The following is a 14,894-nucleotide window of genomic DNA, read 5'->3' as shown; positions in this document are numbered from 1 at the left end:
ACTCCCTACGTCGTCCAGGGCCGGAGGTCCTTGGTGATCGAGGTCCAGGCTTCGGGGAGGGCGGCCTCGGCGCGTTCCGCGCGGTGTTCCTCGCGGGCGTGGAGGACGCCGTAGGTGAAGGCGCTCTCGCCCGCCGCGTGGGCGACGGCGGCGAGCTCGCGGAGGGTCTGGCGGGCCATGACGCTGTCCTGGTGGTCGCCGAGCAGGCCCTGGAGCGACTTCATGGCCTTGACGAGGTCGTTCGCCGGTCTGCCGAGTGCGGGGGCGGCGGCCTCGGCGGCGTAGCGGGTGCGCTTGGTCTTCTTGCGGGCCTCGTGCAGGGCGACGTCGCGGTCGGTGCCGGGCGGGAGGTCCAGGGCGCGGGTGACGAGGCCGGCGAGCTTGTCGAGGTCCTTGCGCACGGCCTTGGTGAGGGCCTTCTCCGGTGTGGCCGCGGCCTTCTTGCGCAGGGGCGGGTCGGTGAGCAGGGCGTCCAGGGTGTCGAGGAGGGTGAGGTGGCGGCGGGAGTCGAGGATGCCGGTGAGGCGGCCGTGGGCTCCGGCGTGGCGGGCCTCGGCCCAGGTGGTGAGCCGGTGTCCGACGGGGCCGGCGACGAGGGTGTCGGGCAGGTCGGCGAGGGCGGACCGGAGGCGTTCGGCGAGCACCTCCTGGTCGCGGTCCAGGCCCAGCTCGGCGGCCAGCCACTTCAGGTCGTCGCCGACGGGGTCGGTCGCCTCGCGGTCGAGGACGCCGCGGAAGGTGCGGAAGGTGCTGCGCAGGCGGCGGGTGGCGACTCTCATGCGGTGCACGGAGTCGGGGACGTCCTGGCGTACGGCGGGGTCGAGCTCGACGAGGGCGTCGCGCTGGGCGCGGACGTAGGCGAGGACGTGGTCGCCGGCGGTGACGGGTTTCCCGGCCGCCCGTGGCCTGTGTTTCCGCCGGGGGGCCGCCTCCGGTGCCGTGGCGGGTGTGTCCGTCGTCGCCGTGGCCGTGGTTCCGTCCGGTGTCGTGTCGGCCAGTGCCCTGGCGAGTTTGGAGGTGGACTTCGAGGGGCGTGCGCCGGTCTTGCGCAGGCGTTTCTCCACCTTGTCGAGGAAGGCGGGGTCGCCGTCGTCGGCGAGTTCGACCTCGATCTCGGTCCACCGGGCGGTGCCGCCGTCGCCGGTGAGGCGTTCGGCGTGGACGGTGTCGACGCTGACCTCGGCGAGCAGTCGGCCGTCGGCGTCGACCAGGTGGCGTACGTCGCGGTCGGAGCGCAGTCGGACGACGGGCAGCAGTGCGTGGTCGCGGACGCGGGAGCGGACGAGGGCGGCGAGCTCGTCCGGGAGGGTGTCGGAGAGCGGGGCGCGGATCTCGTCGCGCACTCCGGGGGCGACGGGGAACTTCAGGTGCCAGCCGGCGTCGGAGCCGCCGGTGCGGCGGCGCAGGGTGACCAAGGACGCGGCGAGGCGTTCGTCGGCGGTGTCGTGGTAGGTGGCGTCGAGGTGGGTGACGCCCTTGTCGAGGACGGTCGCCACGCCGGGGACGCGGGTCAGGTCGGGCAGCCCGCCGTCGTCGGATTCGTACTTTCGCTCGATCTCGCGCTTGGTGTCCGCCATGAGATGCGTCTATCCGCCGTGAGGCGAATCTAGTCGTCGGGGCGCGGAGCGGCAGTGGGTTCCGCCGCTTCGCGTCCCCGACGGTTCACGCGGACAGCGGCCGTTGTATCCGGATGGACTGCAGCAGGCCCACGGCCAGCCATACGGCGAACATGGAGGAGCCGCCGTAGGAGACGAACGGCAGGGGAAGGCCGGTGACGGGCATGATGCCGAGGGTCATGCCGATGTTCTCGAAGGCCTGGAAGGCGAACCAGGCGACGATGCCGGCGGCGACGATCGTGCCGTACAGGTCGGTGGTGTCGCGGGCGATGCGGCAGGCGCGCCAGAGGATGATGCCGAGCAGGCCGATGATCAGTGCGCCGCCGACGAAGCCGAGTTCCTCGCCGGCGACGGTGAAGACGAAGTCGGTCTGCTGTTCGGGCACGAACTGGCCGGTGGTCTGGGAGCCGTGGAAGAGGCCGGAGCCGGTCAGTCCGCCGGAGCCGATGGCGATGCGTGCCTGGTTGGTGTTGTAGCCGACGCCGGCGGGGTCGAGCTCGGGGTTGGCGAAGGCGGCGAAGCGGTTGATCTGGTACTCGTCGAGGATGCCGAGCTGCCAGACGGTGACGGCGCCGGCCGCTCCGGCGCCGAGCAGGCCGAAGATCCAGCGGTTGGAGGCGCCGGAGGCGAGCAGCACGCCGAGCACGATGACGACCATGACCATGACCGACCCGAGGTCGGGCATGAGCATCACGATCAGCATGGGGACGACGGCCAGGCCGAGGGCCTGGAGGACCGTACGGTGATCGGGATACGGCTTGTCGCCCGCGTCGACGCGGGCGGCGAGCAGCATCGCCATGCCCAGGATGATCGTGACCTTCACGAACTCGGAGGGCTGGAGGGAGAAGCCGCCGGGGAGCTTGATCCAGGAGTGGGCGCCGTTGATGGTGGAGCCCAGCGGGGTGAGCACCAGCAGGATCAGGAAGACCGAGGCGCCGTACAGCAGGGGCACGGCCGTGCGCAGGGTGCGGTGGCCGAGCCAGAGGGCGCCGATCATCAGGGCCAGTCCGATGCCGGTGTTGAGCCAGTGCCGGACGAGGAAGTAGTAGGGGTCGCCCTGGTTGAGTTCGGTGCGGTTGCGGGTGGCCGAGTAGACCAGGAGTGAGCCCAGCAGGGACAGGGCGAGCGCCGAGAACAGTATCGGCCAGTCGAGGCGGCGGGCCAGGGAGTCGCGGGCGAAGACCCGTGTCCAGCCGGCCCGCTCCGGTCCGTACCCGGAGACCTGGAAGCTGTTGACGCCGGTCATGACGCCGTCCTCCGTGTTCCGGTACGGCCGCGCCGGTGGCGTGCGCGGCAGCGGGGGTGTCCGTCGCCGCGTCGTGGTTCGCCGCGTCGTGGTCCGCCGCCCCGTCGTCGCTCGCGGCGGCGGGTGTCCCGGTTGGTGTTCTCCGGTGAGGGGACCGTGCCGGCCTGCTGCGGGTCGGCCGGGTCGCCCTGCGGGGTGGTGGCCTGTGCGTCGGGCGAGGGGGTCGCCCGGTCCTTGGCGGGGTCCTTGGAGATCTTCGGGGACGTGATGGTGCCGTCCGTGCGGACCTTGGGGAGGTTCTTCTGCGGCGCGGACAGCAGCGCCTTCTTCTTGTCGATCTCACCGTCCTCGGAGACGCCGTACAGGGCGTTGTAGATGTTGCGCACGGCGGGGCCCGAGGCGCCGGAGCCCGTACCGCCCTGGGAGATCGTCATGACGATCGAGTAGTCCTTGGTGTACGTGGCGAACCACGAGGTGGTCTGCTTGCCGTAGACCTCGGCGGTGCCGGTCTTGGCGTGCATCGGGATCTCGTCCTGTGGCCAGCCCCCGAATCGCCACGCGGCCGTACCGCGGGTGGCGACTCCTTCGAGGGCTTCGTCTATCTGGCTGAGCGTCTTCTTCGTCATCGGCAGCTTGCCGTGCGACTGGGGCTCGATCTCCGTGACCGTCTTGCCGTCGGGGCTGATGACGGCCTTGCCGACGGTGGGGTCGTAGAGGGTGCCGCCGTTGGAGATGGCCGCGTAGATGGTGGCCATCTGGATGGGGGTGACGAGCGTGTCGCCCTGGCCGATGGAGTAGTTGACGGAGTCACCCGCGCGCAGCCGGTTGCCTTCGAGGCAGTTCTCGTAGGCGATCTTCTCGGCGTAGCTGCCGTCCTTCTTCCCGTACTTGCACCAGGCGTCCTTGTTGGCCTCCCAGTAGTCCAGCTTCCACTGGCGGTCGGGGACGCGGCCGGTGACCTCGTTGGGCAGGTCGATGCCGGTCTCCTCGCCGAGGCCGAACTGGTGGGCGGTCTTGTAGAACCAGTCGTCGGCGTTCTTCTTCGGCTTGTTGCCGCCGTCGCGCTTCCATTCCTCGTGGGAGAGGGCGTAGAAGACGGTGTCGCAGGACACCTCCAGGGCGCGGCCGAGGCTGATCGGGCCGTGGTTCTGGGACTCGAAGTTCTTGAAGACCTGTCCGCCGATGGAGTACGAGCTGGAGCAGTTGTAGGGGCCTTCGAAGGAGTAGCCGGCGTTGATCGCGGCGGCCGTGGGGATGACCTTGAAAATGGAGCCGGGTGCCGACTGGCCCTGGATGGCGCGGTTGAGCAGTGGGTAGTTGGACTTCTTGCCGGTGAGGTCGGCGTAGTCCTTGGCGGAGATGCCGCCGACCCAGGCGTTGGGGTCGTAGGTGGGGTTGGAGGCCATGGCGACGACGCGGCCGGTCTTGGCCTCCATGACGACGACGGCGCCGGAGTCGGCCTCGTAGTTGCGGTTGGTGTTGCGGTCGACCACCTTGCGGGCGTCCTTCATCGCCTCGTTCAGCTCGTACTCGGCGATGCGCTGGACGCGGGCGTCGATGCTGGTGACGAGGTTGGCGCCGGGCCGGGCGGGGTCGGACTCGGCCTCGCCGATGACACGGCCGAGGTTGTCGACCTCGTAGCGGGTGACGCCGGCCTTGCCGCGCAGCTGCTTGTCGTACTGGCGCTCCAGGCCGGAGCGGCCGACCATGTCGGAGCGCAGGTAGGGCGAGCTGGTGTCCTGGGCCTTCGTGATCTCCTCGTCGGTGACGGGCGAGAGGTAGCCGAGGACCTGGGCGGTGTTGGCCTTGCCGGGGCTCGGGTAGCGGCGCAGGGCCTGCGGCTCGGCGGTGATGCCGGGGAAGTCCTCGGCGCGCTCGCGGATCTGCAGGGCCTGTTTGGCGGTGGCCTCGTCGGTGATGGGGATGGGCTGGTACGGCGAGCCGTTCCAGCAGGGCTGGGGGGTCTCGGCGTCGCAGAGGCGGACCTTCTGGAGGACCTCCTCGGCGTCCATGCCGAGGACGCCGGCGAGTTTGGTGAGGACCGCCTTGCCGTCGTCCTTCATCTTCAGCAGGTCGGTGCGGGAGGCGGAGACGACCAGGCGGGTCTCGTTGTCGGCGAGGGGGACTCCGCGCGCGTCCAGGATGGAGCCGCGGACGGCGGGCTGGACGACCTGCTGGACGTGGTTGCCGGAGGCCTCCTTGGCGTACTGGTCGCCCTCGCGGATCTGGAGGTACCACAGGCGCCCGCCGAGGGTGCCGAGGAGGGAGATGACGAGGACCTGGATGACGACGAGCCGGATCTGGACCCGCGGGCTGCGACCGGTCTCCGGGATGTTGGTCACGCGGCTTCCTCCTCTCTCAGAGCGCGTACGCGTGTGCGGGTACGAGTGATGAACGGCCGGGCCGTGTGCCCGCGTTCCGTCGCCGTTCACTCGTTCCGGTGAAGTTGTGCGAGGTCACAGGCGCTTGACCCCCTTGATGCGTCCGGCACGGGCCACCCGGGCGCGGGCCGCCTTGACCCGCAGTCCGCCCCGCTGCCCGCCGATGCGCAGTCCGGTGCCGCCGGAGAGCCAGCCGGAGGCGATGTCGCCGGACTTGGCGGGGTTGGTCTCGGCGAGCGGGTCGTTCTCGGCGCGCCGGGCCAGGGCCATGACGCCGGGGACGACGAACGGCGCGAGCAGCAGGTCGTACAGGGCGGCGGTGAACAGCAGTCCGCCCAGGCCGACATGGCGGGCGGCGGTGTCGCCGACGAGGGCGCCGACACCGGCGTAGAGCAGGGTGGAGCCGACGGCTGCGGCGACGACCACGACCATCGGGCCGGTCGCCGACTTCACCTGGCCGCTCTCGGGTTTGACCAGTCCGGCGAGGTAGCCGATGACGCACAGCACGAGGGCGTAGCGCCCGGCGGCGTGGTCGGCGGGAGGGGCGAGGTCGGCGAGGAGTCCGGCGGCGAAGCCGATGAGGGCGCCGCTGACATGGCCGTAGACCAGGGCGAGGCCGAGGACGGTGAGCAGCAGCAGGTCCGGGACGGCGCCCGGGAGGTGGAGCCGGGCGAGGACGCTCACCTGGATCACCAGGGCGACGACGATCAGCGAGCTGGAGAGCAGGATCCGGTTGACGCGCATGGGGTGACAGCTCCTACTGCTCTTGCTGGTTCAGGCCGTCGGCAGGGGCGGAGGGGGTGACGGTCACCGTCACGGTCGGGGTGGGCTTCGGCTCGGACTTCTCGGGCAGCACCGTGTCGCGCGGGTCCTTCTCGGGGGCCTGGACGACGACGCCGACGACGTCGAGCTTGCTGAAGCTGACGAACGGCGTGACGGAGAGGGTGCGGGTGAGGTCGCCGCCGGAGGGGTCGACGCGGGAGACGACGCCGACGGGAACGCCGGGCACGAACGGCTTGTCGGCCTGCGAGCCGAAGGTGACCAGGCGGTCGCCCTTCTTGATCTCGGCCTTGCCGTTGAGGAGTTCGACGCGCAGCGGGCGGTCGCCCTGGCCGGAGGCGAAGCCGAGTTCGTCGGTGGCCTCCATGCGGGTGCCGACGGTGAAGTCGGGGTCGGTGGCGAGCAGCACGGTGGCGGTGCTGGGGCCGACGGTGGTGACGCGGCCGACGAGTCCGTCGCCGTTGAGGACGGTCATGTCGCGCTCGATGCCGTCGTCGGCGCCGGCGTCGATGGTGATGGTCCAGGAGAAGCCCTGGGCCGCTCCTATGGCGATGACCTGGGCGCCCTTGATGCCGTACTGGCCCTGGCCGGAGACCTTCAGCAGCTTGTCGAGCTGCCTGAGGCGGCTGCGGCTGCGGTCGTCGCTGCCGAGTTCGGCCTTGAGCGCGGCGTTCTCCCGCTCCAGTTCGGCGAGCCGGTCGTGCCGGTCGCCGGACTCGCGGACGGCGGAGACGGCGTTGCCGATCGGGTCGACCGCGCCGGACACGCCGTTCTCGATCGGGCCGAAGACGGTCGCCGCGGCCTGCCGGGCACCGTCGACCGGTGAATCCTCCCCGCCGCGGATGTCCACCGTGATCAGTGCGAACGCGATGGCGATCAGCAGCACCAGGAGCAGCCGGCTCTCTCGTGTGTCCCTCACGTGCGGCGGCCGTGCCTTCCTCGTCGAGAACGGGTATGAGGTGGGGGGTCTGTTCAGGTGTAGGGAAAGTGTATTGAAGATGCGTCAAAGGCATTTCGAGGCGTTATGGGGGAGTTCATGCCTCTATATCAACGATCCGCCGTACGGAAGAAGGTCGTCCCGTACGGCGGAATCGAAGAGTCGCGTCATCTGCGCGGTTGGGCGTCGAGCACCTGCTGAAGCGCCTCGAACTCCTCGACGCACTTGCCGGAACCGAGCGCCACGCTGTCCAGCGGGTCCTCGGCGATGTGGATGGGCATGCCCGTCTCCCGGCGCAGCCGCTCGTCGAGGCCGCGCAGCAGCGCTCCGCCGCCGGTCAGAACGATTCCCCGGTCCATGATGTCGCCGGACAGCTCCGGCGGGCACTTGTCGAGGGTCGTCTTGACGGCGTCCACGATGGCGTTGACCGGCTCCTCGATCGCCTTGCGCACTTCGGCGGCGGAGATCACCACGGTCTTCGGCAGTCCGGAGACGAGGTCCCGGCCACGGATCTCGGTGTGCTCGTCGGTGTCCAGGTCGTACGCCGAACCGATCGTGATCTTGATCTGTTCGGCCGTCCGCTCGCCCAGCAGGAGGGAGTACTCCTTCTTGATGTGCTGGATGATCGCGTTGTCCAACTCGTCGCCCGCGACGCGGATGGACTGGGCGGTGACGATGCCGCCGAGGGAGATGACCGCGACCTCCGTGGTGCCGCCGCCGATGTCCACCACCATGTTGCCGGTGGCCTCGTGGACCGGCAGCCCGGAGCCGATGGCGGCGGCCATGGGCTCCTCGATGATGTGCACCTGGCGGGCGCCGGCCTGCGACGACGCCTCGATGACGGCGCGGCGCTCGACGCCGGTGATGCCCGAGGGCACACAGACGACGACCCGCGGACGAGCCAGATACCGCCGCTTGTGGATCTTCAGGATGAAGTAGCGGAGCATCCGCTCGGTGATCTCGAAGTCGGCGATGACGCCGTCCTTCAGCGGACGCACGGCAACGATGTTGCCGGGCGTGCGCCCGATCATCTTCTTCGCTTCGGCGCCGACCGCGAGGATGCCACCGGTGTTGGTGTTGATCGCGACGACGGACGGCTCGTTGAGTACGATCCCACGACCCCTGACGTACACCAGCGTGTTGGCGGTCCCGAGGTCGACAGCCATGTCACGGCCGATGAACGACATTGAGTTCCCCATCAGGATTCGACTGGCCTTCCCACGAGCTCTTGAGAGCTTTTCAGGTCGGCGAAGTGGGTGCGGTGACGTGAAGGCTTCCATCGTAGACGCGCCTTCGCGAACACCGTGCGAGGGTCTTCGCCATTGTCATCAGATGGCGTCTTCCCCTGCTTGTGGAGACGGTCCATCGGGGGCATCCGTTCCCCCGAACGCCGCGCATATGCCAAAAAAGGTCCGGGGGCAAAGCCCCCAGACCGTCCGACAGGCGTCCAAACACACTGGATGCGGCCGCGATGTGATCGTTATGCGCGAGGTCCGCGCACGTCCGAGTGCGCGGGTTACGCACGCCCCGGGAAGAAGATCTTCACCTCGCGCTCGGCGGACTCCTCGGAGTCGGAGGCGTGGATCAGGTTCTCCCGGACGATGACACCGAAGTCGCCGCGGATCGAACCCGGCGCGGCGGCGATCGGGTCGGTGGGACCGGCCAGTTGGCGCACCCCCTCGATGATCCGCTCACCCTCGACGATCATCGCCACGACCGGGCCGGAGGCCATGAACTCCACCAGCGGCTCGTAGAACGGCTTGCCCTTGTGCTCGCCGTAGTGCTGCTCCAGCGTGTCCTGGTCCAGGGTGCGCAGCTCCAGCGCGGTGATCTGCCAGCCCGCCTTGCGCTCGATACGGCTGATGATCTCGCCGGTCAGGCCACGACGTACGGCGTCGGGCTTGAGGAGGACGAGGGTGCGCTGGGTCACGACGGAGCTCCTTGTGCGTGAAGTGGTGCGGGGAGACGAGATTACCGGGCGTGTCGGGACATCTGTCACGCAGCGTCAGGCCGGCCCGCCTGAGCGGCGAAACGGGCCTTCGCTTCGTCCACCTTTCGACCGAAGTGCACCGACGCCCACCACAGCAGCGCGAAGAGCGCGCCCATGAAGAACATCGTCGGGACGAAGACACCCGAGGCGATCAGGGCGATCTGCAGCACCCAGCCGAGGGCCACCCCACCGGGCCGCGTGATCACCCCGCACAGGGCCACGCACAGGAACATCGCGATGCCGCAGACCGTCCACACCGTGCCGGTGGACAGGTCCTGGTCCTTCATCGCGACCAGTCCGGCGAAACCGATGATGAAGAACTCGCCGATCAGGGTCGAAGCGCAGAGCGTACGCACGGGATCTCAGCCCCTCCCCAGGAGCAGTCGGGCCTCGCCGACGGTGATGACGGAACCGGTGACGAGCACACCGCCGCCCGCGAACTCGCCCTCCTCCTCGGCCAGCGTGATCGCGGCCTCCAGGGCGTCGGGCAGCCGGGGCTCGACCTGGACGCGGTCCTCACCGAACACCTCGACGGCGATGCCCGCCAGCTCGTCGGCGTCCATCGCGCGGTGGCTGGAGTTCTGGGTGACGACGACCTCGGCGAAGACCGGCTCGAACGCCTCCAGCAGCCCGCGCACGTTCTTGTCGCCGCTCGCGCCGACCACGCCGATGAGCCGGCTGAACTGGAACGCCTCCCCGATCGCCGCGGCCGCCGCCCGCGCGCCCGCCGGGTTGTGGGCGGCGTCCAGGACGACGGTCGGCGACCGCCGTACGACCTCCAGCCGGCCCGGGGAGGCGACGGAGGCGAACGCCTTGCGCACGGTGTCGATGTCGAGCGGCCGGGCGTGCTGGGCGCCGACGCCGAAGAACGCCTCCACGGCGGCGAGCGCCACGGCCGCGTTGTGGGCCTGGTGTTCGCCGTGCAGCGGCAGGTACACCTCCTCGTACTCGCCGCCGAGTCCGCGCAGCGTCACCTGCTGGCCGCCGACGGCGACCTGCCGGGCCACGACCCCGAACTCCAGGCCCTCCCGGGCCACCGTCGCGTCCACCTCGACGGCCTTCCTCAGCAGCACCTGCGCGGCGTCCACCGGCTGCTGCGCCATGATCACCGTCGCGTCCCGCTTGACGATGCCGGCCTTCTCGGTGGCGATCTCGGCGGGCGTGGTGCCGAGCCGGTCGGTGTGGTCGAGGTCGATGGGCGTCACCACGGCGACGCCCGCGTCGATCACGTTCGTCGCGTCCCAGCTGCCGCCCATGCCGACCTCGACGACCGCCACGTCCACGGGCGCGTCGGCGAAGGCGGCGTACGCCATGCCGGTGAGCACCTCGAAGAAGGACAGCCGGTACTCCTGCCGGGCGTCGACCATCTCGACGTACGGCTTGATGTCCCGGTACGTCTCGATGAACCGCTCGGCGGAGACCGGCGCCCCGTCGAGGCTGATCCGCTCGGTGATCGACTGGACGTGCGGGGAGGTGTAGCGGCCGGTGCGCAGCTCGAAGGCGCCGAGCAGGGCCTCGATCATGCGGGCGGTGGAGGTCTTGCCGTTGGTGCCGGTGATGTGGATCGAGGGGTACGAGCGCTGGGGCTCGCCCAGGACGTCCATCAGCTCGGCGATGCGGGCGACCGAGGGCTCGAGCTTGGTCTCGCCCCAGCGGGTGGCGAGCTCCGCCTCGACCTCGCGCAGGGCCTTGTCGACCTCGGGGTCCTCGGGGCGGGCGGGCACGTCCGCCTGGGGCGGGCCGCCCTGGGTGCGCAGGGTGCGGCTGCCGGCCTCGATCACCGCGAGGTCGGGGTCACGGCGGGTCTCCTCCTCGACGAGCTCCGTGAACTCGTCGAAGGTGTCGTCCGGGTCAGGACCTGCTGATTCTGGGCGCTCGCTCACGGTACCCAGTCTACGGAGCGGCCCGGGCGGCGCCCGGCTGGCCCGGAGTCCCGCGTCAGCCGAGCCATCGCCGCAGTCCCAGCCGGCCCCACAGGACGCTCGCGGCGAAGGACAGCACGGCGGCGGCCACCGCCGTCACGGCAAGTGCCACGGGTGCCGCGAACCCGTGCGGCACCCTCTCCGCGACGGGCCCGACCAGCAGCATCACGAACAGCAGATGCACCAGGTACGACCCGAACGACGCGTCCGACAGCCGCACCAGCACCGCCCGCGCCCTCTCCGGCACCCGCACCCCGCCCACCGCGCCGAGCACGGCGAAGGTCAGCGCGGCCACCGCGACGCTCCCGTACGCGGCGGGGTGCCGCACGGTGAACTGGTACAGGGTGAGGGCGACGAGCGCCACCGCGGCGCCCGCGAGCCACAGCGGGCGCGGGCCGCGCCGCCGGGCGGCGAGCAGGGCGGCGCCCGCCAGCGCGTAACCCAGTGAGTACAGCGACACGCTCCAGTCCCAGGCGGGCAGCGGCAGTCCGGTGAGGGTCCGCGCGTCCCCGACGAGCGCCGGTGCGACGGCGAACGCGGTGAGCAGCAGCAGCGACCGGCGGGGCGCGGCGCGCCGCTGGAGGACGAGCACGGCGACGCCGAGGAGCAGGAGGAGCGGTACGTAGATGTAGAGGTACCAGAGGTGGAAGGCGGCCTCCACGGAGCCGAACAGAGCCTGTACCGCCTCGTCGAAGCCGCCGTTCGAGGGCCGCCCGGACACGTACTGCCAGAGGAGGTAGACCGCCGTCCACACCGCCATCGGACGCAGGATCCGTCCGAGCCGGGTGAGGAGCTGGGCGTCGTCGCGTACCGGCGAGGCGACGAGGGCGGCCCAGCCGGCCATCGCGAAGAACGCGGGCACGGCGAACCGGCCGGCCGAGTCACCGAGGACACCGGCCGTACGGTGGCCCGCGTCGAAGAACTCGGCGGAGGCGTGCACCAGCACGACGGCGGCGGTGCAGACGACGCGCAGGAGGTCGATGTCGTACCGCCGGTCCCGGCCGGGTCTGCCCTGCGCGGTGCGTGCGGCGGGTGGTGCGGCAGTGGGGGTCGCGGTGCGGGGCATCGTGGGGGTGCTCCTGACGGCGTGGGCCTGGCGATGGGCAAAGCCGCAGGTTCCCCCGGGCGGGTTACACGACACCCACCACGACGTGAACGGCCCCCGACCGGAGCGGTCGGGGGCCGTGACTGGTCCGGGCCTTCCGTCAGGCGCCGGGCAGACGGTCCAGCTGGGACTGGATCCGGGTGATGTCCTCCTCCGCCTTGGTCAGGCGGGTGCGGATCTTGTCGACCACATGGTCCGGGGCCTTCGCCAGGAACGCCTCGTTGCCGAGCTTCGCCGTCGCCTGGGACTTCTCCTTCTCGGCGGCGGCGAGGTCCTTGGCCAGGCGCTTCCGCTCCGCGGCCACGTCGATCACACCGGACAGGTCCAGCGCGACCTCCACGCCCGCGACCGGCAGGGTCGCCGTGGCCGCGAAGGACTCCCCCTCCGGCTGGAGGCGCAGCAGCTGGCGGATCGCCGGCTCGTGCGCGGCGAGCGCCGTCCCGGCGAGCGTCAGACGGGCCGGAACCCGCTGGCCCGGCTGGAGCCCCTGGTCGGCACGGAAACGGCGGACCTCGGTGATCACCGACTGGAGCGTCCCGATCTCCCGCTCGGCGTCGGCGTCCCGGAAGCCACTGTCCTGCGGCCAGTCCGCGATGACGACCGACTCGCCCCCCGTCAGCGTCGTCCACAGCGTCTCGGTGACGAACGGGACGACCGGGTGGAGGAGCCTGAGCGTGACGTCGAGGACCTCACCGAGGACCCGCTTGCTGACCTCGGCCGGCTCCCCGCCCGCCTGGAAGGTGGTCTTGGACAGCTCGACGTACCAGTCGAAGACCTCGTCCCACGCGAAGTGGAACAGCGCGTCCGACAGCTTGGCGAACTGGAAGTCGTCGTAGTACGCGTCGACTTCGGCGACGACCGAGTTCAGCCGGGACAGGATCCAGCGGTCGGTCGGCGACATCTTCGACGCGTCCGGCAGCGGGCCCTCGACCGTCGCGCCGTTCATCAGCGCGAAGCGCGTGGCGTTCCAGATCTTGTTGGCGAAGTTGCGCGAGCCCTGGACCCAGTCCTCGCCGATCGGCACGTCGACACCGGGGTTGGCGCCACGGGCGAGCGTGAACCTCAGCGCGTCGCTGCCGTACTTGTCCATCCAGTCCAGCGGGTTGATCACGTTGCCGAAGGACTTCGACATCTTCTTGCCGAACTGGTCGCGGACCATGCCGTGCAGGGCGATGGTGTGGAACGGCGGGGTGCCGTCCATCGCGTACAGGCCGAACATCATCATCCGGGCGATCCAGAAGAAGAGGAGGTCGTAGCCGGTGACCATGACGGAGTTCGGGTAGAACTTCGCGAGCGATTCCGTCTGCTCGGGCCAGCCGAGCGTGGAGAACGGCCACAGGCCCGACGAGAACCAGGTGTCGAGGACGTCGGTGTCCTGGTGCCAGCCCTCACCGGTCGGGGCCTCGTCGTCCGGACCGACGCAGACGACCTCGCCGTTCGGCCCGTACCAGACCGGGATGCGGTGGCCCCACCACAACTGCCGCGAGATGCACCAGTCGTGGAGGTTGTCGACCCAGTCGAAGTACCGCTTCTCCATCTCCTGCGGGTGGATCTTGACGCGGCCGTCGCGGACGGCGTCGCCGGCCGCCTTCGCCAGCGGGCCGACCTTGACCCACCACTGCATGGACAGCCGCGGCTCGATGGTGGTCTTGCAGCGCGAGCAGTGGCCGACCGAGTGGACGTACGGCCGCTTCTCGGCGACGATCCTGCCCTCGGCGCGCAGCGCGGCGACGATGGCGGAGCGGGCCTCGAGCCGGTCCAGGCCCTGGAAGGGGCCGTGGGCGGTGATGACCGCGTGCTCGTCCATCACGGTGAGGGACGGCAGGTCGTGCCGCCGGCCGATCTCGAAGTCGTTCGGGTCGTGCGCCGGGGTGACCTTGACGGCACCCGTGCCGAACTCGGGGTCGACGTGCTCGTCGGCGACGACCGGGATGGAGCGGTCGGTCAGCGGCAGCTTGATGAGCTTGCCGACGAGGTGCTTGTAGCGCTCGTCCTCGGGGTGAACGGCGACGGCCGTGTCACCGAGCATGGTCTCCGCGCGGGTGGTGGCGACGACGATGGTGTCGTCCCCGTCGCCGTACTTCATGGAGACGAGCTCGCCGTCGTCGTCCTGGTAGTCGACCTCGATGTCGGAGATCGCGGTCAGACAGCGCGGGCACCAGTTGATGATGCGCTCGGCGCGGTAGATCAGCTCGTCGTCGTGGAGCCGCTTGAAGATGGTCTGGACGGCCCGGGACAGGCCCTCGTCCATCGTGAAGCGCTCACGGGACCAGGCGACACCGTCGCCGAGACGGCGCATCTGACCGGAGATCTGCCCGCCGGACTCGTCCTTCCACTGCCAGACCCGCTCGACGAACGCCTCGCGGCCGAGGTCGTGACGGGACTTGCCCTCCTTGCCGAGCTCCCGCTCGACGACGTTCTGCGTGGCGATGCCGGCGTGGTCCATGCCGGGCTGCCACAGCGTCTCGAAGCCCTGCATGCGCTTGCGGCGCGTCAGGGCGTCGATGAGCGTGTGCTCGAACGCGTGCCCGAGGTGCAGGCTGCCGGTGACGTTCGGCGGCGGGATGACGACGGTGAACGGCGGCTTCTCGCTCCCCGCGTCCGCCTCGAAGTAACCGCGCTCCACCCAGCGCTCGTACAGCGGCCCCTCTACATCGGCCGGCGCGTACTGGGTCGGCAGTTCGGTCGTGGGCGCTGGTGGCTCCTGCTGAGCGTTCTCGGTCACGGGGCTCAGTTTAGAGGCGTCACGGGCCTGTCCCGAAACGCGTTTCCTCTGTAACGGTGCGACCCCCGCTGGCCTGAACGCGTCACTCCTGAGTCAGGATGTCAGCAACGCATAAGCATCTGGAGGGGGAACCCCGTAATGAGCTACAACCAGCCGGGCCCGTACGGCGGGCAGCAGCCCCAGCAGCCCGGG

11 protein-coding genes are annotated in these 14,894 nt (G+C 70.3%); all 11 read right to left on the bottom strand.

Annotated elements, in window-relative coordinates:
• Nucleotides 1–5 precede the first annotated feature (5 nt).
• Nucleotides 6–1,577 carry a CYTH and CHAD domain-containing protein gene (locus tag KUM38_RS03720; RefSeq protein WP_217127796.1) on the bottom strand — a complete coding sequence of 524 codons (1,572 nt, stop codon included), beginning with the start codon at nt 1,575–1,577 and terminating at the stop codon, nt 6–8.
• Nucleotides 1,578–1,662: 85 nt separating this feature from the next.
• Complete coding sequence (rodA, locus tag KUM38_RS03715) at nt 1,663–2,862, bottom strand: rod shape-determining protein RodA (RefSeq protein ID WP_217127795.1); 1,200 nt, start codon at nt 2,860–2,862, stop codon at nt 1,663–1,665.
• Entirely contained in the window at nt 2,859–5,204 is a 2,346-nt protein-coding gene (mrdA, locus tag KUM38_RS03710) for a penicillin-binding protein 2 (protein WP_217127794.1), read from the bottom strand. Before mrdA ends, rodA begins: the two co-directional genes overlap by 4 nt.
• A gap of 114 nt (nt 5,205–5,318) precedes the next feature.
• On the bottom strand, nt 5,319–5,987 hold the full coding sequence (gene mreD, locus KUM38_RS03705; protein WP_217127793.1) for a rod shape-determining protein MreD: 669 nt from the start codon (nt 5,985–5,987) through the stop codon (nt 5,319–5,321).
• 13 nt (nt 5,988–6,000) lie between these two features.
• Entirely contained in the window at nt 6,001–6,942 is a 942-nt protein-coding gene (gene mreC, locus KUM38_RS03700) for a rod shape-determining protein MreC (protein ID WP_217127792.1), read from the bottom strand.
• A 185-nt stretch (nt 6,943–7,127) separates the two neighbouring features.
• Entirely contained in the window at nt 7,128–8,147 is a 1,020-nt protein-coding gene (locus KUM38_RS03695; RefSeq protein WP_006133575.1) for a rod shape-determining protein, read from the bottom strand.
• A 329-nt stretch (nt 8,148–8,476) separates the two neighbouring features.
• A complete protein-coding gene (ndk, locus tag KUM38_RS03690) occupies nt 8,477–8,890 on the bottom strand; it encodes a nucleoside-diphosphate kinase (protein WP_217127791.1) in 414 nt (137 codons plus the stop codon).
• Between the two features lie 65 nt (nt 8,891–8,955).
• On the bottom strand, nt 8,956–9,306 hold the full coding sequence (locus KUM38_RS03685) for a DUF4233 domain-containing protein (RefSeq protein ID WP_217127790.1): 351 nt from the start codon (nt 9,304–9,306) through the stop codon (nt 8,956–8,958).
• Between the two features lie 6 nt (nt 9,307–9,312).
• Complete coding sequence (locus tag KUM38_RS03680; RefSeq protein ID WP_217127789.1) at nt 9,313–10,833, bottom strand: folylpolyglutamate synthase/dihydrofolate synthase family protein; 1,521 nt, start codon at nt 10,831–10,833, stop codon at nt 9,313–9,315.
• Nucleotides 10,834–10,888: 55 nt separating this feature from the next.
• Nucleotides 10,889–11,938 carry an acyltransferase gene (locus KUM38_RS03675; RefSeq protein WP_217127788.1) on the bottom strand — a complete coding sequence of 350 codons (1,050 nt, stop codon included), beginning with the start codon at nt 11,936–11,938 and terminating at the stop codon, nt 10,889–10,891.
• 139 nt (nt 11,939–12,077) lie between these two features.
• Nucleotides 12,078–14,702, bottom strand: a complete 2,625-nt coding sequence (locus tag KUM38_RS03670; protein WP_217127787.1) for a valine--tRNA ligase — start codon at nt 14,700–14,702, stop codon at nt 12,078–12,080.
• Between the last annotated feature and the right edge of the window lie 192 nt (nt 14,703–14,894).

Origin of the sequence: Streptomyces sp. AC558_RSS880, assembly GCF_019049255.1 — a bacterium.
Classification (GTDB): Bacteria; Actinomycetota; Actinomycetes; order Streptomycetales; family Streptomycetaceae; genus Streptomyces.
Note: the sequence above shows the minus strand (reverse complement) of the source record. Positions and strands in the feature narration are given on the sequence as shown.